The following is a 19,812-nucleotide window of genomic DNA, read 5'->3' on the forward strand; positions in this document are numbered from 1 at the left end:
TTTAAAAATCTAGACTTGTTTGCGGATTTGAGAATTTCTTAGTTTTAGCCCAAAAATCATTTCCTCGTTCATGCTTAGAATAGAAAGCTAAGTAGTATAGGGGCAAATTTTTGTCATCGGATCTTATTTGGTGAAATTCAGGGGGCTTTTTATAGCCAATATTAATCATGTTTTCCTCATATTTTGTGGCTAAGAAATTGACAAATTTAGAATGATTAGATGAAAATCTATTTTGAAAATCCAAACGCCAATTGGAATCTCCGATAAAGTGATCGATTTTAGTGCTATTTTCATTTAAATAAATATCAAAGTTTCTATTGGCATCCATATGAAGCGCTAGTAATATAAGAAAATCCATAAGATTTTGCCCTAGATGTCTAATAGTTGCAAAATGTAAATTTAATGAATATGGATCTACGAAGCTAAACGGAAGTACTTTGGTTGTTTTTGAATGTAACGGAATTTCGGACTTAATTTTTTCAACCAGCCTATTGCTATCGCCTTCAATAAAAACAACATCTAAATCTGGATGTTCTCTTTGCACTCTGATTTTTAATGCTGAAAGCTTTTCTGGGTTTTCTTCACACAGTATATATTTGTCAAATTTGATGGGTATATCCATGGCAATTAGGGTCGAAGATTTTAAGATTTTCCTACTCCCTTTAATTAAGGAATATCCAGCTCCCGCAAATAAGTCAATATATATCAATTTATCCCACTTATATCTCATGCCACGTGTGAAAATGTCGGCGTAACAACCAATTAATTTATACTTTTGTTCAGACCAGCTTCTCACTTCAGGAGTAAGTATTCGGACCTCGGCATTCCAGAATAATGTTTTACAGCCCTTATCTTTGCTGCTGTAATCATGGTATTGGCTATAAATGAAGTTCTTTGTAATTCGGGGCTAATCTGCTAATTGATGTAATCATGTATTTTTCTTCTTCCAATATGGAGGCAACAGATTAATAAGTTCATGAGCTGGGCAATCATGAAGGCGGTCATAGATATCTTTAAGATAAATATAAGGATCGATGTCGTTAAGTTTACAAGACTCGATCAGGGAGTAAAAAAGTGCTACTCTCTCTGCTCCATGTTCATTTCCGGCAAACAGGCTATTATTGCGGAAGGTAGTAACGGGTCTGATGGCCCTCTCGACGCCATTGTTGTCGGCATCGACGTATCCAAGGGTCGTAAATGCTTTTAGTTTGTGCCATTGCCCCAGGGCATAATTAACTGCTTTAATTATTGGTGTACCTGGCAGATGATCTATCTGCTGTTGTTCCAGCAACCAGATATGTATTTTATCGAGAAAAGGAACGCTATATTTCTGACGCAATGCCAATCGCTGGTCATCGGTCATCTTTTTTCTTTCGGCAAAGGCTTCTATCCTGTAAATGATGTTGAACAATGTCAATGCTTCTGCCGCTAGCTTTTTATCATATTTCTCTGCTTTCTTAAAACCGCGGCGGATATGGGACAGGCATGTCATTAGGTCCACCTCCTCATTATCTTTAAAAGCTGCTACATAGCTACCCAGGCCATCCGCCTGAAGCGTGCCCTTAAAATCTTTTAATATCTGCTGTGGAACCTTATGTCCGCGGGATGGGTTAAATTCAAACAATACTAATTTTTGTTCTTCAGATAAAAATACCCATAGCCAACCCCTGGATGGTTTGCCTTCTCCAATATCATTGAGGTAATCTAATCTTGTCTCATCGACCTTCAGATACCGGGCCTGCACAATTACTTTTTTCATACATCTCAACAGCCTTAGCAGTTTCTTAAAGGCCACCTCTTCCCAACCATTTACCGTTGATGCTGCGAAGCTGATGCCAGTAGTGCTTTTTATATACCGTAACTGACGTGTATATGGATCCCCATATCCAAACCGGCGGCTGTGTAAGTGTGCCAGCAGGCTGTTTCCTACTGTTCCTTTTTCTACCAGACGAGGGGCTACTGGTTGGCAGACAAACTTTTTATCTTCTGTACGATATTGAAGCCGCTCCTGTTGTACTTTAATAATTTTACCCGGCTTGTATTCGTAATAGGTCGTCACTTTTTTGCCCATAGGGATCAGGCCTGTCTTGTCTCCTTCGACGTCAATTGTTTCTGTCACTACTTCTATACAAGATGGTTGTACTCTTCTACCTTTATGAGCGAGATGTTTTTTCTTTTTGCGGTTGCCTTTCCGGATCTGGTCATCCACTTGTTGAATATCGCCTTTTGTGGAGGCTACTCTTATAATCTCTTCCAGTTCGGTCAGATCAAAATCAGGTCCTAAGGTTTGTTGTATGGCCGCATCTACTTTTTCACGTTCAGGTATAAATTTCTCACTCTTTTTACCCTGTAGCATTTCACATAACTCCTGTAACTGCCAGCTCTTCTTTTCTCCCTGAGCAACCTGCTCTTTTAAGAGCGCATTTTCACTTTCCAATGCTTCGATCCTGCTTTGCAATTCAATGACCTGATGTTCTCTATCAAGCATAATCTCATGTGCCTGATTCAGATAACGGTTTAATTTATCACATGCTCCATTCTTTGCTTCCAGCTGGTTATTCAGGTCATATATAATCTTACCAAACGTTATTCTCTCTCTGGTCAGAGATTCCAACAACTCCCCATTGGTCTCCGTTAGCGTGGAGATTTGTTTTAATGCATCTGTTATAGAAGTGAGTAATTCAGGGCGCACTGCTTTGTGTCATGGTATTGGCGTAAACCTCTAACGTTGGGAGTCATTGATAATAAAAAAAAACTCCTATCAAAATGTCAACATCTGATAGGAGGATTATTATTGCTACCACTACTTCGCAATAATCTCGTCAAAACATTTTATAAGGGTAATGTATCCTGCGTATACGGCACCTCCTGACTCACGATTTAATCTATGTAGTATTTTATTCTCCCGGCACTCCGATACTAACATTGCATACAGAGATTTAGAATAAAAACTATTTAGATCATCATCTATCATTTTATTTTTTGCAGCTGTAGATATATTTGTTTCATACTTTTTCAGCATTTCTACAAATCTGGATTCCTGCTTACTATATTGTTGCTCCGTGATTTGTACCTTACGAACATTCTTCTTGTCTCTGTAAAAAAGCCAGATCAGCACATATAAATTAATCAGGTCCGGTAAGTCTTCCATGGGAACATCCATCTTATATCCCATTATTGTCGATAGTATAAATGGCTGATAGCGGAACAATTCATCAGTTATATTATTTGCATAATCAAAATCATTCATTCTGCTTTCTATTTCGGCTTTGATCGCAGCAATCTGCTTAACATCAGTTTGTTCCTGTGTTGATATTTTATCCATGTTGATAATTGGATTTAAAGAGTGATTTCCTTTTACAAGATTAAGGATTTTGGAGAAAAAAGAAAGCGGCCTAATCTAAGATTCAGGCACGTGCCGGTTTCCAGTATTGGGGTAAGAGTTCTATAAACTTATCTTTGGGGTGCTCACTTATTCTGCGCAGTACATCATCGAGCCAATGGATAGGATTGATACCCTGCAACCTGCAGGTGGCCAGCAAGCTATAAATAATTGCAGCATGTTCTGCACCATTATGAGAACCGGCAAACATAAAATTGTGTCTGCCCAGGGCAATAGGGCGGATCTGCGCTTCAAGTAAATTATTGTCAATTGATAAAAATCCCTCAGTAGTGTATACTATAATGCCTTCAAAATTAGATAATGCATAATTGATGGCCTGATAAATGGGAGTTCCCGGTATTGTAAGCGGCAACTGTTGCTGAAGCCACTGTTTAAAAGCATTTAATATGGGTACCGCTTTTTGTTGTCTCTCCTGTTTAATTTCATCATAGTCCATATCAGCAGCTTTGCATTTTGCTTCCAGCTTATAAAGTGGTCCAAAGAAGTTATCCAGTGCATAAGCGGCCAGCTGTCTGTCATTATCCAGGGCCCGCATAAAATATCTTCTTATATGGGCCATACATTTTTGATGTATAACACCTGGCTGCTGACCATATTTAGTGTATACACCATAAGCATCTGTCAACAGATATCCTTTGTATCCGCTTAAAACATCTGCAATATCTTTTTTCCCTCTTCCCCGCTGATAAAGGAAACAGGCTATTCGCTGGATAGGGGACAATATTGCCCACTGCCAGCCTATATGAGATTTTTTACCCTTTTTTTTAGTATCATCCAATACTTTGTACGACGACTCATCTACATGAACAATTCCACTTCGGACGACTTCCAGGTATAGCAGTTCCCACAATGGTCTTAGCACTTCGCAGATCCTGTTCACATAATAAACGAGTGTGCTATATGGCAGGTTTACTCCATACTGAATAAAACGTTTCCATTGACGCCCTACCGGGAGATGATATAAAAACTTATCTGTTATCAGCATGATCAGTATGCTGATATCTACTTTACAACGAGGGATAGGATGTGATGGCAGCGGCGCTGATACCTTCTTAGCATATAATCCATCTTCAGATGCAACGATATAAACTGGTCGTCTGGTCACTTTAATATACCACCGTAATGGAGAACAGGCCAGTTGTCGCTGCTCATCTATCCTTACTAATTTGGCGCCCAGTGGAAGAGGATCTACATCCAGAGTAGTAATTTCTTCCTCCAATCCCTTAGGCAGATCATTACGACCACCTCTTGTCTTAGGGCTTATCTCTACTGTCTGTCTTATATGTTCTGCAATTACTTTACGGGAACTGATCTGGCATACTGCATATTCATCCGCATCTAAGCTCAGCGTACCTTGTACAATTTGCCCCTGTTCCGTAATGTCGGTTTGTAATGGCCTCCTTTCACTTCTTATACCATGGACCCATTTTTTCAGGGCTTTCAACTCATGACGGCTTCTAAGCAAACTATTTATTACTTTATGCTGTTTTGTAACTTCTTGTTGTAAAGTGATTATTTCTTTATCCTGGTTTTTAATCAGGTTATCATATTGCGTAAGCTGAGAGTCAAGTTGCAGAATGGTTTGTCTACCAACTTCCAGTTGTTCATCTTTTTGCAGTAGTAATTGTTGTTGATAACATATCAGCTGGTCCTGATCAAATAGGATGGCATCTTTCGTTTCACGTTCCAGTTGTAAAACCAGTAATTGTTCCTGTTGAACAAACATTTGCTCCTGCTGCATTGATATAATACGCTGCAATGCTGCCTGTTGTTGCAGACAAGCAGTATACATGGCTTTATATGAAGTGGCAGATTTTTTCATTGGAACAATTACTATAACGAAAAAAGCAGATCATTGTTTTGATCTGCTGCTGGTAATTTTAAAATTATTTTGTCTAATCTGAAGGAGGCTTATTGTTATCATTATGCCGGTAAAATGTGAGCCCTTTTACCAGTGCTATCACCTCCGAAGCACTTAATTTCAATGATTCCGAAGCACTCCCTGCCTCAGGCTTTTTAAAGCGTCCTTTATCAAGTTTGCGACATAATAATGTGAATCCTGATGATTCATGCAACAATAACTTTAAATGAGTAAAATCACGATTCAAAAACACAAATACATCATTATCTGAAATAGATAGTTGCATAACATTATTTACAATTCCACATAGCCCGGCAAATGATTTTCTCATATCTGCTGCCTGTGTATACAAAAAATAACGATGACGATCTGTCAACACAATGATAGCACTCATGATATCAGGGCTTTTAAATAAGCAGCGCTTACAGGTTGATAAATCCTGATACCTCTGAATTCGGCAAATATACCACCTGTACTAAGCGGAACCTCAGCATTCGGAGCTGAGGTTATTAGTTCTATAAAGCTACTGTTGTTCACGCTCCTGCTCAAATATCGCTTGCGCCAATTGAAAAAAGTGGCCTGACTGATACCTTTATCAGCACAAAACTCCTTTAAACTTACATTGTCCCGGTCAAATTGGTCCAACATAGTGATAATTTCCTCAGAAGAGTACCTGGAATGGGAGGCCTTTTTAGTTTTATTGTTCATACTTTTTTAAGGCAAGGTAAATCAGCATAGAAGATTGACAGCGACTCCCCTCGTTATAGGTTTACGTATTGGCTATATTAACGCAAAAACAGCATTATTAGTTTGGCTGATCTGTTGATTTTCCTGACTTTCTTTCGTAACGCTTTCTGTACTTAATCTCGATTCCTTCCAGGATGAGCATCACATCTTTGCGTTCAATCATCATCGCCTGGCAACCAGGATCATAAACAGGTTTGCCAAAGGTGCCTCTGGCTAGTCTTTTGTAATAAAGCGCCTGACCATCTCCATCAAATTGCAACATTTTCACCTGGGTGAGACGCCCGTTAAAAAACAAATAGATGATGCCCTTAGCTAATGGATCAAGTGCCATTTGATTACGTACGATGCCTGACAAACCATTTATTCCCATCCGCATATCCGCTGCAGATGTATAGATATAAAAATTATAACCAGCTAATGACAACATTGACTAATGATTTAGCAAGGTGAGTAAATATTCTGCCGGCACAGGTTGATAAATTGCAATACCGCGCACTTCAGCAAATAAGTTTGAATTAACAGGCTCATTTGATGATGCTACAATTTTTACGGGAAGTATTGCTGGTGGTGAGGATGGAACCGGTGAAGTATTGTTTGTTTTCTTTAACCAGTAATAAAAACTGCCTTCACTTATTTGATGAGCCCTGCAGTATTCGCTAATAATCATGCCGGAATCAGGCTGCTGACGAACATGGAATGCCATGTCTACTTTTAAGGGAGAACCAGGGAGAGATCTCTGAATTTGCTTCTTTCGCATCGTTTAAATTTTGATGCAATGATCGCAATATTTAATTTCTATTCGGGAACGCCGAGAACCGAATACTTACCTTCAGGAATGATTAATCCGTCGTTTTCAACTTTAATAATTGGATCAAAACTTTTACCTTTCATAGGCATAACATTATTTGATATAATATTTTAATTTACCAGTATAAAGGACAGAGAAGATTTCATTTTGGAGTATTTTCAAAACTATATGAAAAACAATTCACTTTGGTCTCTTTGCTGCCAAAATTTTGTAGGTAGTGGATCTAGCTTAACCTTACTTTGGGCAATCATTATGTCAAAATTCGGAACTTTCTGAAATGCTTCTTTCCAATGGCTGAAGTAAGAATTCTTTATGGAAAATAAAACGAACTTTAGTGGCGTTAGTATTTTTGAACAGGTTAATCGGCAATCTTCATTTAATCCCATATGTATATGGGAGAATGAATGAATAAGGGGGGCATAACCTTTTTCGTCTAAATCATATCGAAAAATGTTAGCTTGTATATTAATCTCCTGTTCATCCAAGTATTGTTCGTATTCTTCCTCATTGATATCAACTATCATTTGTTCCAATTCATCGCTACTTATTTCGGAAATTTCATCTATTCCCAAAAGATCAATCACATACTCTTGTTTGGAAATATAAATTCTTGGATTTTGGATAAAAGAATATCTCAATGAATTACTGGTTCTAGAAAACTGGAATAAGGAATCATCGTTCAGTAAGATATCATAATCCATTTCTGCGATAGCAACATTATAAATTTCAGTATGCTTGCTTTTTTGGGCTACTTTTTTTGATGCTTGCGAATGGTTGCCAACATTTTTTGGACCTATTGTTTTATAAAGGTCTACTTGTTTTAAAAGTGATATAGCCTCATTTATAGAGGTTAAAAACTTGCCTTCGGTAATCATTTCTTTTTACTTTTGATTTTAGAAACCATGTCTAAGGCATCTTCTTCCGTAATTCCTAGATCAGCAGCTAATTCCTGAATTTTCCTATTAATTTCATTTAGATGTTCTTGTTCTTTACTTATTCCACGTAATATAGTTTTCGTGCTTTCAATACTAGGTTGCTTAAAAACAAGTTTAAAATTATTTTTTTCGAGTTTAGATAATTCCTCTATAGCAATATTTGCGCGTTCAAATCCAGTCATTGAAACCCAACCTTTGCTCCTAGTTATCGCAGTAAACAATTTATTCCGTTTTGTGGTGGAATTTCTACTATTAAATATACTGTCTACACCAACTAAATAAACCATACCCACTTCATTACCCTTGGCCTTGTTAATTGTGGATAATGTAACGTGTCCTTCTATAATAAATCGCGTATTGTTATTGGGTGCATTTAACAAATTGAATACTGAAACTCCTTTGGCAGAAAGTCCTTCTTCAATAGTTGAAAAATAATTTCCTATTTCTTTGTCGTCCAAACAGATGACACAAATGTCGTCAGGTCTTAAGTTTTGCTTTCTAATATCATTTTCGATTTCTTTAATAATAAATCCGCATTCGTCATCTAGATTATTAAAAATTCGTACTGTAACTCCATTCTCACTTAGATATTTATTTGATATGCTTGGGCTGTTTTTCTCAGGTCTCTCTATAACCATATTGCTACCAACAGACGAGTCACCCTCTAAAACTTCAAATCCCAAATCTTCCCAATGACGATTATCTTCCAGTCTTTGGAGTACAATGTCATTGTAAATACCAAGGCCCAACGAAAATGCACTAATCAATGCCTTTCTAGGATTTCTGTAACACCTATGCAATATTATATCTTGGAGCTTGTTTTTATTCTGACGAAAGTCAACATGATAGTTGCCCTTTTCATCTTTTCCAAATGTGTCTCTCTCATCTTGCATCTTAGTATCAAAAATATTCTGAAAATCATCGTAAGCCCAGACAATTCTATTTTCTTTAGTAATTCTTCTACAGACTCTATAAAATGATACAGGAAAATCTTGACCTTCATCAATTAACGTAAGATCATACTTTTGTTTAAGTACTTTTTTCTCATCTAATTTTCTAAATATATAATCTAATGGGGGATACCCTGATGCTCTTTTGGCATCTAAATATTCAATTGGGGTAATTGAGTTTTCAAAACAAGTATCCGAATATACACCTCTCAATGTTCTGCCGCCCCATCCATGAAGAATATGTATTTTATTCCAGTTTGGTTCATTATTATCTGAAAAATCACGATAATACTTTTCAATTAAATATTTTACCTGACCATAGAGAGCCTTAGTGAAATATGTGTAGAGAATATTTGCATCTGGATTCTGAAGGTGATATAAAGCTGCCTTCATCGTCAAAATAATAGTTTTACCTGACCCTGCTAAACCTCTTATTCTTTGTGGTGAATCAATAATGTTTAATGCCGCTCTTTTTTGCTCAATATCAAACACAGCTTCTTTTTCTTGAATTAGTGTTAGTATTTTCCCCTTAGTAATTGTCGTGGTGGAACTATCTACAGATCTTTCTTTGCTGCCTTTTAGGCTTTGTGAGCCTTCAATTGTTGCGGCTAAAATATCAAATTCATCATCTGTAAGCTCTTCTTTTTCGTTTTCAATGATAATTCGAGTAACATCATTGATTCCTACAATTTGAATATCATCTTCTATTTTGGCTTTTTGAAAATCTGAAATATAAAATACAGGTGTAAGATTTACTTTTAGTTCTCTTCTACGTAACCTTAACTCTTCCCGCTTATTAATTTTCCCAAAAATAAAGCTATCTAAATTGTCAAAATAGTTAAATTCTTTTTCAGACATTTCTTCTGCGGATGCTAAACATCTAAAAAAGATGACACCATATTTTTTGGAGATTAGTAATACATGTGCTTGGATTAAGTCTTCTTTTGCCTCGGCTCTATAAAATGGAAAATTATAATAGATTATTGAATGGTCGTTTAACTCTGCTATCTTGGATATTAATCTTGATGCAAGAGCATCTTGGTTAAGTTTTTTCTCGTCCGCAATGATTGTAGTACTCATGTATGAGGTCTTAATTAGAGGGTCTATTTGCAATGAATTTAAATAATTATATCAACTTTTATGTTGCCACAGGAAATATTTTATAATACTAAATAGAATATTTTATTAATAAAAATATAATATATATAAAATTTTGATTTACAAGTTAAGAACGATAAATATAAAGTTTTAATATTATGTTGTAGTTGCTAATGAAAATATTACTGTCATGGTGTATCTTCAAAATAACCGGGCGTTCCAAATATTTTCAAAATACATTGTACTTGCATTACATTATAATAACGCCCCTCTCTTTTGCCTATTTTATTTTTGTGCGGTTTTAACCATCGAACGAAAACCTTCTGGCTAATACCATAAAAGCCAGCCAGCTCACTTATAGTATATGCCTTTAGTCCTTCGGATAAAGGATTATTATTAGACCTCATAAGACCATATGTTGAAATGGGTTAAACGGATATAGGTTTAATGTTGTGTGCTATTTAATGGTACTGTCTAATGGATGTCGCGTAGTTTTTTTAACGTTAGAAAATTGTTAACTAACTGATCTTTTATCAATTATTGTTTTTGCTGTGGTTTTTATCCCAGGATTATTAAAAAAGATTACGAAAATTAAGCCAAAAACCCGCTCAATGCGCGCCGGTTTTTCAATCATTAAAATATTAAAAATTTAATTGCCTGATAGCTAATAATTATATAGAAGTTGTTTAGTCTTTATTGAATTGTCTTTATACAAACACGAAACCCAGGAATAGTTGATCTTTGTTTTGCGAACCAAAAGATACTACCCTGGGAATCATAAGCGAAGGTATAATAAGAAAATGGATATTGCCGCATTTAAGTATAGGAAAGCGAGGATATAAGTCAAAAGTGGATTTGGTGAAAGTAGTAAGCTTGATATTAAAACGGTTAAAAACGGGCTGTCAGTGGCGAGAATTAAGTATTAAAGAATATTTCCCCAATGGTGAAATTACGTGGCAAGGCGTGTATTACTACTTTAATAAATGGAGCAGCGATGGATCGTGGAAACTTATCTGGATAAATCTTTTAAAGGAAAATCGCCAAATCCTTGATTTGTCTTCGATTCAATTAGATGGAAGTCATACACCATCGAAGCGAGGAGGCTATGCAGTAGGCTATCAGGGTCGAAAATCATGCAAAACGAGTAATAGTTTGTTTTTGAGTGACAATCAAGGCCAGATACTTAGTGTAAGCGAGCCACAATCCGGCAATCACAATGATCTTTATAATATTGTTTCAACTTTTGAAGAAATGCTAACCACCCTCGAAGAGGCTACAATAAATACGAAAGGATTGTTCTTAAATGCAGATGCAGGATTTGATGGAGGAGAATTCAGAGAATACTGTATGGAAAAGGAATTGGAAGCTAATATCGCTACCAATTCCCGTAATAGCAAGCAAACCAGTGAGTCATATCAATACTTTGATGATCAATTATATAAAAGACGCTACAAGATCGAACAAGCAAATGCCTGGATGGATAGCTTCAAAGCATTAATAATTAGATTTGAAACAAAAGCGGCTAACTGGAGAGCATTACAATGGATCGCAATCTTAGTCCTCTTTTGTAAAAAATTAAAAGACTAAACAACTTCATATAGTAAATCCTTTATGCTTTAAATAAAGTTTAACAAAAAGGCACGATATTTTTATTGAACCAATAGGCAATGCCGACTTTATACAGGGTTATCAGGTAAAAAGTCCTTAATAGAGCACTTCATAGCCTTTGCTAATCCATTCAAATGATAGATGTTATATTTATCTCTTCTCTCCGGGTTTTCTGCGTTAGCCACTAAGCTGGAGTAATATCCCGCTTGTTTAGATAAGGCTTGCATGTCAGTAAATCCTTTTTCTTCTCTGATTTTTTTGACCTTGCTAATGATGATTTCGTCTAACTCATTCTTGATCATGTTATTAAAGGTTATTTGGCAATTATTTTTGGAAATTTTCAATTGGACCTGTCCAATTGAATTGTTTTTCCCTTATCTTCGATTTAGAAATTATCAAACTGATTATATGAGAAACAATAGTCACTTATCTAGCATGAATTCAGGATAGTTTTTTTGTATATTTGCGATCTCAAAAAAATATTGATTGCAGCTCATTCTATTTTATCCGGCACGGGAAAGTCGAAATTCAAGTAGGCCTGGATGATAAGAAGAGCGCTCACGTCTATAGGCGTGGGCCCTCCTTGTCTGGCATACAGCCCTTCGACTGGCTCCCGTGCGACAAGTGGCCTGCGCCTTTTTTCTTTTATAGAAGGCCATATCCACCTGTGCCCATACCTCAACAAAACTACTAAAATTATTTTTGGGGTTAATACAAATGAAATAGTACCCAGGATCTAAATCTTGGAACTTCTTCCTATTGCTACATTATTCATCAATTAAAATTTATAACAATGGAGAAAGTGAATTCCACAGACAAGTGGGCTGCCACCTCTATGCTTACAGATAGCGAGATGGCTGACCCTATGTTAGCCCTGACACGCATTTTCATGGATTATGAACTTCCTGACCTAGTTAGGGAGGTATATAAACTACCAGGCCAATCTGCAGGGTATAATCTCATTATACGAATTATTGAGGCTAGCCTTCTATTAGTAAAGTATAGGGACAGAGCTGGATTCGCAAGCCCATTTAAGGATAAGGGAATCCATCCTGGTATATCCACATTTCTTGTCGAATTATTAAATATGCTTGAACTCAGGATGAAGGTGGCAAAAATCTCCATGGATATGATTATGGAGACTCATGAGATGAAATTGTTTGCTATTAAACCAGAGATAGCTTATTTCATAAGCACATTTCGGATGATCGTAGGTCAATCTAGTGAATCGCTGAAGGCAGTAGTAAAGAACCTTACTATAACAAAAGATGATTTTTCTTTCTTACCCACAAAGGATAGTATTAACCTGGCATTATTCGTAGATGAAGTAACCGCTCCATTTAGGTTATATGAGGAAACGATGGGTAAAATATTGGAGATCACAAACACGCTAAAATACTCAAAGATTATTTCTACCGATATACACATGGTGAATATTGTAGTAACTAATCTTTTGCACTTAGGATTTTATTATGCTACACCTGGTCAATTGGTATCTGTGGGTGTACATTCTGATAATCATGATGAGCTGGAATATATAGTATTCTCGGTTAGATGTAATTGCGAACCAATCCATCCGGATCTTATCGGAGAGTTATTTCAGCCAGTAGATTTCCTTAACGATTGGCCTTTCACGTACGACCAGGAAAGGAAGTTATATCTATCTCAAAAAATTATTAGTGAATTAAGGGGGAGCATACATGTTATCAGCAATTCCGCTGAAACAGTTTTTACTGCTAAGATCCCTGTTGCATGTACAAATTAGGGATTCTTCAATAGCAATGCGTACCCCGGTACTTGACTCTTCATTCGCCGGTATCTTAAATTTTCGATTTTACTCCATTGTTAAAATAACTACCATGATATCACGCTACCTTAAAACGGGCATATCCATTTGTTTAGTTGATGAAAATCCTACTACCAGGGAAATATTAGGGGAAATACTGGATAGTTTAGGAATTTATGTACCCATCTTTTGTTCTAATCTTCAGATGGCAATAGAAGAATATGAGAACTATACAGTAATGGGACCACCTCATTTTATATTAACTGAGTGGACGAGGGAATTTTATGATCCTGCGTTTATTGCCTATTTCCAAAACAGCCCATTGGCAGAAATTCCTATTATTCTTTTGTATGGTGATTCCCAAACTGAAGCGATTTCAGAAATAAAGGAAGTGAGGATTGTTCAGTTTTTAAAGAAACCTATAAGCCGATCTGAACTAAAGGCCACAATTCAAAAGTATTTAAAAAGTAAAACTGATGAAAGAAGCAACTAAATACTCTAAAAACTTCCTGAATGATCTATCCATTTCCCTGGAGCAATCAGCGGCTATTTACAAGTCAGCTATTTGCAAGGCATTAAAATACGGAGAAGCCGATTTACTGTATATGACTAAAATTAATATGGTAAACGAAAAGGGAAATGCGGAGTTCTTCTCAGGCAAGGTGGTAAGTCTCATTTTACGAACTTATAACCAGTTAATAGGTATAGAACATATGTCCTCCAGGGCAGAGGGTTGGAAGACGAGGTTGAGGGGTTTTTATAAAGATCCTCGACATGATATTCAGTCTCCGTATTCCTATTCGATGAATATAATGGATGATTTAATCAGAGGGTTGGTTGATTCGCCCTTACAATTTAAGCAAAACGTGTGTGAAAAACTTAAATGGGAAGAAAAGGTTTTTGATTATAAAAGGATGGTCCCGGTTGCGAATGACTATGATACCTATGCGGCATTTAATAAAAAGCAAATAGGACTAATCATTCCAATTTATCAAAAATTAATTGCTGTTGATCAGGTTTGTAACAGGGCTATAAAATGGAAGATCAAATTGAATAGCTAATAAAAGCAAGGTTTAACAATAGTCCATACGCATATAAAAGTGAAGAAAACAGGCTAAATGTCTATTTGGCCTGTGCTTTTCAATCAGATATGTGTATACATAAATTCTTTTGTGGATGTTCAGCGACCAATGAGCGGGTGAACCCCGCCATTGGTTTCGTTAAAATGTTTAAAATGAAAAATCGCATCACGTATAGAAAGAAAAAGCAAGGCGCTAAAAAGGCCCAAAGAGTTACCAATAAAAAGGAGAATCCGGTGAAAATCCTTCAAGTGCAGGGGTTCCGAAGATTGAATTTTAAAACGGCTTCGAACAGCTATACATTCGCGGATATACCTATAATCAAATTTGGGGGAAGTTGGCTATACCAATATGAGTTTCATGTTGGGGATAAGATTAAAGTAAGATTATCTCCTGGTAAGATCGTTATTACCAAACTGGATACAAAATTAAAGGAAGCAAAGTAGTTGAACCAAAACTTAGATTTTCGTTATAACTAATGATGCTGTATGTCTATACAGCGATTTTTAGAAGTTTTTCATAACAAAATAGCTATACTGGAACTGTATTTCTATACATCCCCCATTATTATTTAAACCAATTTTATTCGCTTTCAAATTCTTCCGAATGGAATTCGAATCCTTTGTAAATAGGTTATGGTGGAATTTGCCCAAAATTGCCCAAAGATGCCCAATCCGACTAAAACCTGCAAAAAATAACCAAATATTACCTATTTCTACCTAAAACAACCTAATTAGGACATTGAGTTTTTGGCTATAGTCATCTTTGTGGAAACAAATGCCACAATGAGTAAAATAATTCCAATTAACAATTCTCCCACTATTCCATTGGATCACCCATATGTGCATGCATGCTGGGTACTAAGCTACAATGCATTTTGGTGTTATGACCGTATACCCGCAGCAGAAGTCCTATATGCGAAAAATGCTATCTGGAATATCCTTAGCAAACCGTCGGTTGATCAGAATTTCATAAAGATGATAGAACGATTACTTCTATCGTATAAAATGGTACGTAACGATAACTCAAGGTGGATAGATCTACCATCACTTTGGTTTAATCCTGAATTTCCGGACGGGATCTCTAGCTATGATGATTTCTATAGGTCAGTTAGGGAAAAGAGAAAGCTGGTCAAAGGATATTATAAAGGCATCCAGGTTTTCGCCAGGCATTTATTGCGGTACGTGGTATGCCCCTCTGACAAAATCTTGAAAAGCTGCGATGCAAAGCTCCTTGCATTGAGGGAATATGACCTCATCCAGCTATGGAATAATTGTATTGTTCAACTACTTATTAACCCACCAATAACTGATTTATGAGTACCAATAATCCAAAGGTCATTTTCGAACTACGCGCATATAATACAGCACAACTCGCCAAATTATATAAGGTAAACTACCGGACCTTTAACAGATGGTTGAAACCACATCTTCCCTTGATTGGCGAACGGGTAGGCCATATGTACACCGTTAACCAGGTGCTGATTATTATAAACAGGTTGGGATTACCCGGTGATTTGGAGTTCAGGGATAGTAATATTTGACATAATTCGACATAAAACTACATAATTCGACATAATCCTGCATAATTCAACATAATCAGGACACCGTCATTTGCCATCGTCGGAACTTTGTACTACAAAACAGTAAAAACTAAATTATGAGAACAGAAACAAACCACGGCGATTCCTCTCTTAATAATATCCTATTGCCTGCAACGATTCTCCTGGCCAATATTGATATGACCGGTTTGTTTGAATATGCTTTAAAGGCATTGACCGGTGGAGCCATATGGCTAGCTTTTAAGCTTGCAGGTGAGTACATCCAGCGACGAAGGAAACGGAAAATAATTAGTACCCGATACAGGCGTGTACATCACAAAAAAACAAATAAAGAAAATGGCAACACTGAATAAATTAATAATGGGCACAGCAGTTGGAGCCGGGGTAATAGCCATTATAAGTTATTTCGCCAATATGCGACGGGCTTCCGTACAATTAGAAGTTGTACCCACCGCAACAATTCATTCTCTATCACTTTCTGGTCTGACAGTCCGTATTGATGCTTTATTGAAGAACCCAACTGGGGCAAGCTTCAAAGTGAAGTTCCCATATGTGAAGATAAGCCATAAAGATTCTATTCTTGGAAGCAGCCAGGTTATTGATAAGGATATTTCCGTTCCAGCATTCGGTCAGGTCAAGATTGACAACATCCAGGTTGAAATATCTACCATGAGCTTCTTTTCAGTTGCTTATGATGTTATTAAGGCTTTACTGAACAAGGAATCAATAACAGTGAAAGTGGAGACGATTACTACTATTGATTTAGGTTGGTCACGTGTGCCTTATAACGATCAGAAGGAAATAACATTGAAAAAGTAATCGGATATGCAGGCTGCTACAAGAAGAAAAGTTTACCCAGGAAGAGAGTACGACTATCTTTTCCCGCCAGCGATGAATAGAGATAAAACAGTAGTGGAAAATGCCACCCTGGAGGATACTGTTTCATTTATCCATAAGGTAGTTGGGAGAACGCTTTCTCAGACCTCAGGAATTGCACAGAAATTATCTGGCCCCACTGTATATGATACTTGTAAGAACATCTGGCACTTTGTATATAACAACGTGGCATACCAGAAAGATGCAGATGGTCTGGAACAGATACGTAGCCCAAGTCGCACGTGGGCTGACAGGAAAACAGGAGTGGATTGCGACTGTTACAGCACTTTTATAAGCAGCATTTTAAGTAATCTTCATATTCCTCATAGTCTAAGAATTACTAAATATCAGCGTGATCATTTTCAACATATTTATCCAGTGGTAAATGATAAGGGTAAAATGATCATTATAGACTGCGTAACAGATCATTTCAACTACGAGGTACCATTTAGTGAAAAAAAAGATATAGTTATGGATCTACAATATTTAGACGGCCTGCAGGGAGTAGGTGAGCGAGGTAATGATCTTGTATTTGATGGAAATATAGGGGAGTTAGGAGCAGCAGCGAAGAAGAAAAAGAAGAAAGGATTTTTCAAGAAAGTTCTGAGTAAGATTAATAAGATAAATCCAGCTACCATTTTGTTGAGAAACGGTGTCCTTGCTGCCATGAAACTGAACTTGTTCAAGGTAGCATCAAGGATAAAGTATGCTTACCTGTCACCCGAAGAGGCAGTGAAGCGGGGTATTATCAAGGATAAGTTCGACAAATTGGTAAAGGTCAGGGAAAAATTAGAATCAATATTTGAAACAGCTGGAGGTAATCCTAAGAATCTGAAGAAGGCTATTCTTAAAGGTAAAGGCAATAAGAATAAAGAGGTCGCTGTAGCTGGGTTGGGTTTTGTCGATAGTGATTCTTCAGTATTATATATGAACAGCAGTACCCCACTTGCTACACTACTTGGTCCAGACATCTATTATGATGAAAATGTGAATGGGATGGAGGGATTTGAAGGTTTTGGAGAGCTGGGAGAGCCTGCTACTGGCGCCGCAATTGCGGCCGCCTCAGCTGCCATCGCTGCATTATCAAAGATCATCAAGGGTATTGGAAACATATTTGGTGAGGGGCAAAAAGGATCGGAGGACTTCTCCGACACAGAAACGGCTGCTGCCGATAAAGAAGCTGCGGAAACCCCATCAACCACCTCGCCAGTTACGACCGCTGTCGCTACAAATACATCATCCAGTTCCTCTTCAGCACCAGTAACCAGTGATGAAAGCGAGAATAGTTCTTATGATTCATCAGCATCATCTAATAGTTCATCTGCAAAGGTTGCATCAGAAGATATTGATGATACCTCGTCTGACTCGTCACTATTGCCCGTTTCGACATCCTCATCACTCACCGTATCAGATGCAGCGAATACAACCACGGCGGCTAAAATTTCGCAGGGATTTTGGGAGAAGAACAAGAAATGGCTGTTACCTGCTGTAATTGGTGTTGGGGCTATTGCCGCTATCACAGTCGGAGTGAAAATGCTACATACAAGCGATCATAATGGGAAGCAACACCTCAATGGTATTCCTGCCAGTGCGAAGCCAAAGAATGGTAAGAAGAGAAAGAATTATAAGAGGAAGACAAAGGTTGCCTTAATGTAAATAATGTGAAAACTATTATTATATGAGTAAGAAAACAAGTAATCGTTATGCTAAAAAAGCGCAGCAGACCCATTATCAGGCTATTGCCCGGACATTGGACACTAAAGGAGATTTAAAGAATAGTGTAATTGAGACAGGAAAAGAATTATTAATCGGTGTCCTGGGTGGCGGTTTGTTGGGGTCGGCTATCGGTAAACCATCATTATTAATAGGCATCGGGGTAACTGGGCTGGGACATTTTGTCGGCAATAAAGCAATAAGTCTTTTGGGGGTAGGTATGATGGCGGCCAACGGATTTCAAACCCAGTCATCTGTAAGTGGTGTAGAGGATGATAGCCTACTTGGGTTTAAAGATAGAGTTGTCGCCTTCAAAGATACTTTCTCCCAAAAGCTCTATATCGATAAGTTTATTAAGAATAAAACAGGCACAGCTGCATCCACTGTATCCGGGATAGGAGGCCTTCAATATTTTAACTACGCAAACGAGATCGCCGGAATTGAAGGGTTAAATGCTATTGAAGACCAGGTTGAAAATAGCGCCATGTCCAGGCTTCAGCTACAAGGAGGTGTCGGTGTATCTCCAGATTACAATTTCCCTGGTATAGAAGGCCCAATTGCGGATTTATCTGATTTAGGGGATGTTTCTGATTATAATTTATAACCTTTAAAATACACACTATGCTCGGTTTAGACGGATTAAATGGTCCACTCGAAGAATATAATAACTCTGGTGCATTACTTGGATTAGATGGGTCTGACGGTGATGAATTAATTGGAGAATTAAAAAGAATGAATCCAGTGAAAAGACAGCGTACGGTTAATAAACTGGCTTCTACTGGTGCTCCTTCTAAAGGCTCCCGCGCGGAAATGGAGAAGTTTTTTGGGGAATTACCCGCCTCCATTAAAGAAGCATTAGTCAAGGGTGATCTTCGCCTGGCTGATACCTTGATCTATTCAATTAAACCAGTTAATTCCAAGACTATTAAGATGTGGGAAACGCAAGATGACCGTGAAGTTGGATTTCGTAATATCTCCAATGCCAAGCTACCTAAAAACCAGGCTTTATTGGTATCTGGTATATACCTGTTAGCAGGTACCGCTGCAAGCAGTGGAAAAGATCAGATACTCTCAACCAAGTATGTAGGGCTGGAAAATTATTCAGCATTACTGAATGGGGAGTTTAATGTGAAGTATAATAAAAAGCAGATAGTACCGGAAACTTCTAATTACGTATTCAGAACGGATCAATATACCCAGGTTCCGGTAGGTTATTACAAATTGGCAAATCCCCGGTTGATTGTTGATGACGTTTTGATCGAACTGACTGTAGAGTTGGGAAGCACAGAGGGGCTTCCGGCTAATACATACATATATGCGGGTCTTCATGGTACGATAACTACGCCATAATTGTTCCTTTATTAAGTTTTATCAGGCGGCAGATGTC

22 protein-coding genes are annotated in these 19,812 nt (G+C 37.4%); 11 read left to right on the forward strand and 11 right to left on the reverse strand.

Annotation, left to right across the window (positions count from 1 at the left end; genetic code table 11):
- Position 1: 1 nt before the first annotated feature.
- The 10 genes from tcmP to QQL36_RS17830 form a co-directional block, all read right to left on the reverse strand.
- A complete protein-coding gene (gene tcmP / locus QQL36_RS17785) occupies positions 2–796 on the reverse strand; it encodes a three-Cys-motif partner protein TcmP (protein WP_321570491.1) in 795 nt (264 codons plus the stop codon).
- Positions 797–928: 132 nt separating this feature from the next.
- Positions 929–2,692, reverse strand: coding sequence for an IS66 family transposase (gene tnpC / locus QQL36_RS17790; protein ID WP_083730637.1), 1,764 nt, complete (start codon positions 2,690–2,692; stop codon positions 929–931).
- 111 nt (positions 2,693–2,803) lie between these two features.
- Positions 2,804–3,325, reverse strand: a complete 522-nt coding sequence (locus QQL36_RS17795) for a hypothetical protein (protein ID WP_321568489.1) — start codon at positions 3,323–3,325, stop codon at positions 2,804–2,806.
- An 82-nt stretch (positions 3,326–3,407) separates the two neighbouring features.
- Positions 3,408–5,225, reverse strand: coding sequence for an IS66 family transposase (gene tnpC, locus QQL36_RS17800; RefSeq protein WP_321568490.1), 1,818 nt, complete (start codon positions 5,223–5,225; stop codon positions 3,408–3,410).
- Between the two features lie 73 nt (positions 5,226–5,298).
- On the reverse strand, positions 5,299–5,658 hold the full coding sequence (gene tnpB / locus QQL36_RS17805) for an IS66 family insertion sequence element accessory protein TnpB (protein WP_321568491.1): 360 nt from the start codon (positions 5,656–5,658) through the stop codon (positions 5,299–5,301).
- Positions 5,655–5,972 carry an IS66 family insertion sequence element accessory protein TnpA gene (tnpA, locus tag QQL36_RS17810; RefSeq protein WP_321568492.1) on the reverse strand — a complete coding sequence of 106 codons (318 nt, stop codon included), beginning with the start codon at positions 5,970–5,972 and terminating at the stop codon, positions 5,655–5,657. Before tnpA (QQL36_RS17810) ends, tnpB (QQL36_RS17805) begins: the two co-directional genes overlap by 4 nt.
- Before the next feature lie 97 nt (positions 5,973–6,069).
- Positions 6,070–6,438, reverse strand: coding sequence for an IS66 family insertion sequence element accessory protein TnpB (tnpB, locus tag QQL36_RS17815; RefSeq protein WP_083730638.1), 369 nt, complete (start codon positions 6,436–6,438; stop codon positions 6,070–6,072).
- A 3-nt stretch (positions 6,439–6,441) separates the two neighbouring features.
- Positions 6,442–6,768, reverse strand: coding sequence for an IS66 family insertion sequence element accessory protein TnpA (gene tnpA, locus QQL36_RS17820; RefSeq protein WP_072362417.1), 327 nt, complete (start codon positions 6,766–6,768; stop codon positions 6,442–6,444).
- A 215-nt stretch (positions 6,769–6,983) separates the two neighbouring features.
- On the reverse strand, positions 6,984–7,694 hold the full coding sequence (locus QQL36_RS17825) for a DUF2290 domain-containing protein (RefSeq protein WP_321570492.1): 711 nt from the start codon (positions 7,692–7,694) through the stop codon (positions 6,984–6,986).
- On the reverse strand, positions 7,691–9,784 hold the full coding sequence (locus tag QQL36_RS17830; protein ID WP_321570493.1) for a DEAD/DEAH box helicase: 2,094 nt from the start codon (positions 9,782–9,784) through the stop codon (positions 7,691–7,693). Before QQL36_RS17830 ends, QQL36_RS17825 begins: the two co-directional genes overlap by 4 nt.
- 759 nt (positions 9,785–10,543) lie before the next feature.
- Between QQL36_RS17830 and QQL36_RS17835 the strand changes: the two genes are divergently transcribed.
- A complete protein-coding gene (locus tag QQL36_RS17835) occupies positions 10,544–11,389 on the forward strand; it encodes a transposase (protein ID WP_220388919.1) in 846 nt (281 codons plus the stop codon).
- A gap of 89 nt (positions 11,390–11,478) precedes the next feature.
- Here QQL36_RS17835 and QQL36_RS17840 read toward each other — a convergent pair whose 3' ends face one another.
- Positions 11,479–11,712, reverse strand: coding sequence for a hypothetical protein (locus tag QQL36_RS17840; protein WP_321570494.1), 234 nt, complete (start codon positions 11,710–11,712; stop codon positions 11,479–11,481).
- A gap of 491 nt (positions 11,713–12,203) precedes the next feature.
- Here QQL36_RS17840 and QQL36_RS17845 point away from each other — a divergent pair, with 491 nt between their 5' ends.
- The 10 genes from QQL36_RS17845 to QQL36_RS17890 all read left to right on the forward strand — a co-directional run bounded on the left by QQL36_RS17845 (position 12,204) and on the right by QQL36_RS17890 (position 19,775).
- Entirely contained in the window at positions 12,204–13,175 is a 972-nt protein-coding gene (locus QQL36_RS17845) for a hypothetical protein (protein ID WP_321570495.1), read from the forward strand.
- A 94-nt stretch (positions 13,176–13,269) separates the two neighbouring features.
- Positions 13,270–13,689: a response regulator gene (locus tag QQL36_RS17850; protein ID WP_321570496.1), complete on the forward strand. Its 420-nt coding sequence runs from the start codon at positions 13,270–13,272 to the stop codon at positions 13,687–13,689.
- The gene (locus QQL36_RS17855) at positions 13,673–14,257 is read left to right on the forward strand and encodes a hypothetical protein (RefSeq protein WP_321570497.1); all 585 of its coding nucleotides are present in this window, start codon (positions 13,673–13,675) and stop codon (positions 14,255–14,257) included. Before QQL36_RS17850 ends, QQL36_RS17855 begins: the two co-directional genes overlap by 17 nt.
- 173 nt (positions 14,258–14,430) lie before the next feature.
- On the forward strand, positions 14,431–14,721 hold the full coding sequence (locus QQL36_RS17860) for a SymE family type I addiction module toxin (protein WP_321570498.1): 291 nt from the start codon (positions 14,431–14,433) through the stop codon (positions 14,719–14,721).
- An 869-nt stretch (positions 14,722–15,590) separates the two neighbouring features.
- A complete protein-coding gene (locus QQL36_RS17865; protein WP_146971320.1) occupies positions 15,591–15,818 on the forward strand; it encodes a DUF4248 domain-containing protein in 228 nt (75 codons plus the stop codon).
- A 116-nt stretch (positions 15,819–15,934) separates the two neighbouring features.
- A complete protein-coding gene (locus QQL36_RS17870; protein ID WP_321570499.1) occupies positions 15,935–16,189 on the forward strand; it encodes a hypothetical protein in 255 nt (84 codons plus the stop codon).
- Positions 16,173–16,655, forward strand: coding sequence for a hypothetical protein (locus QQL36_RS17875; RefSeq protein WP_321570500.1), 483 nt, complete (start codon positions 16,173–16,175; stop codon positions 16,653–16,655). Before QQL36_RS17870 ends, QQL36_RS17875 begins: the two co-directional genes overlap by 17 nt.
- A gap of 6 nt (positions 16,656–16,661) precedes the next feature.
- Positions 16,662–18,368 (forward strand): hypothetical protein, encoded by a 1,707-nt coding sequence (locus QQL36_RS17880; RefSeq protein WP_321570501.1) that lies wholly within the window; start codon positions 16,662–16,664, stop codon positions 18,366–18,368.
- 22 nt (positions 18,369–18,390) lie between these two features.
- Positions 18,391–19,029 carry a hypothetical protein gene (locus tag QQL36_RS17885; RefSeq protein WP_321570502.1) on the forward strand — a complete coding sequence of 213 codons (639 nt, stop codon included), beginning with the start codon at positions 18,391–18,393 and terminating at the stop codon, positions 19,027–19,029.
- Positions 19,030–19,046: 17 nt separating this feature from the next.
- Positions 19,047–19,775: a hypothetical protein gene (locus QQL36_RS17890; protein ID WP_146971325.1), complete on the forward strand. Its 729-nt coding sequence runs from the start codon at positions 19,047–19,049 to the stop codon at positions 19,773–19,775.
- Positions 19,776–19,812 lie beyond the last annotated feature (37 nt).

Source organism: Chitinophaga sp. LS1 (assembly GCF_034274695.1).
Lineage (GTDB): Bacteria > Bacteroidota > Bacteroidia > Chitinophagales > Chitinophagaceae > Chitinophaga.

Coding starts and splice junctions, on each gene's coding strand:
- QQL36_RS17855 (WP_321570497.1), top strand. CDS start 13,673: ATGAAAGAAGCAACTAAATACTCTAAAAACTTCCTGAATGATCTATCC.
- QQL36_RS17840 (WP_321570494.1), bottom strand. CDS start 11,712: ATGATCAAGAATGAGTTAGACGAAATCATCATTAGCAAGGTCAAAAAA.
- QQL36_RS17845 (WP_321570495.1), top strand. CDS start 12,204: ATGGAGAAAGTGAATTCCACAGACAAGTGGGCTGCCACCTCTATGCTT.
- tnpB (WP_321568491.1), bottom strand. CDS start 5,658: ATGAGTGCTATCATTGTGTTGACAGATCGTCATCGTTATTTTTTGTAT.
- QQL36_RS17860 (WP_321570498.1), top strand. CDS start 14,431: ATGAAAAATCGCATCACGTATAGAAAGAAAAAGCAAGGCGCTAAAAAG.
- QQL36_RS17830 (WP_321570493.1), bottom strand. CDS start 9,784: ATGAGTACTACAATCATTGCGGACGAGAAAAAACTTAACCAAGATGCT.
- QQL36_RS17795 (WP_321568489.1), bottom strand. CDS start 3,325: ATGGATAAAATATCAACACAGGAACAAACTGATGTTAAGCAGATTGCT.
- QQL36_RS17870 (WP_321570499.1), top strand. CDS start 15,935: ATGAGAACAGAAACAAACCACGGCGATTCCTCTCTTAATAATATCCTA.
- tnpC (WP_321568490.1), bottom strand. CDS start 5,225: ATGAAAAAATCTGCCACTTCATATAAAGCCATGTATACTGCTTGTCTG.
- tnpB (WP_083730638.1), bottom strand. CDS start 6,438: ATGTTGTCATTAGCTGGTTATAATTTTTATATCTATACATCTGCAGCG.
- QQL36_RS17850 (WP_321570496.1), top strand. CDS start 13,270: ATGATATCACGCTACCTTAAAACGGGCATATCCATTTGTTTAGTTGAT.
- QQL36_RS17825 (WP_321570492.1), bottom strand. CDS start 7,694: ATGATTACCGAAGGCAAGTTTTTAACCTCTATAAATGAGGCTATATCA.
- QQL36_RS17875 (WP_321570500.1), top strand. CDS start 16,173: ATGGCAACACTGAATAAATTAATAATGGGCACAGCAGTTGGAGCCGGG.
- QQL36_RS17880 (WP_321570501.1), top strand. CDS start 16,662: ATGCAGGCTGCTACAAGAAGAAAAGTTTACCCAGGAAGAGAGTACGAC.
- tnpA (WP_072362417.1), bottom strand. CDS start 6,768: ATGCGAAAGAAGCAAATTCAGAGATCTCTCCCTGGTTCTCCCTTAAAA.
- QQL36_RS17885 (WP_321570502.1), top strand. CDS start 18,391: ATGAGTAAGAAAACAAGTAATCGTTATGCTAAAAAAGCGCAGCAGACC.
- QQL36_RS17890 (WP_146971325.1), top strand. CDS start 19,047: ATGCTCGGTTTAGACGGATTAAATGGTCCACTCGAAGAATATAATAAC.
- QQL36_RS17865 (WP_146971320.1), top strand. CDS start 15,591: ATGAGTACCAATAATCCAAAGGTCATTTTCGAACTACGCGCATATAAT.
- tnpA (WP_321568492.1), bottom strand. CDS start 5,972: ATGAACAATAAAACTAAAAAGGCCTCCCATTCCAGGTACTCTTCTGAG.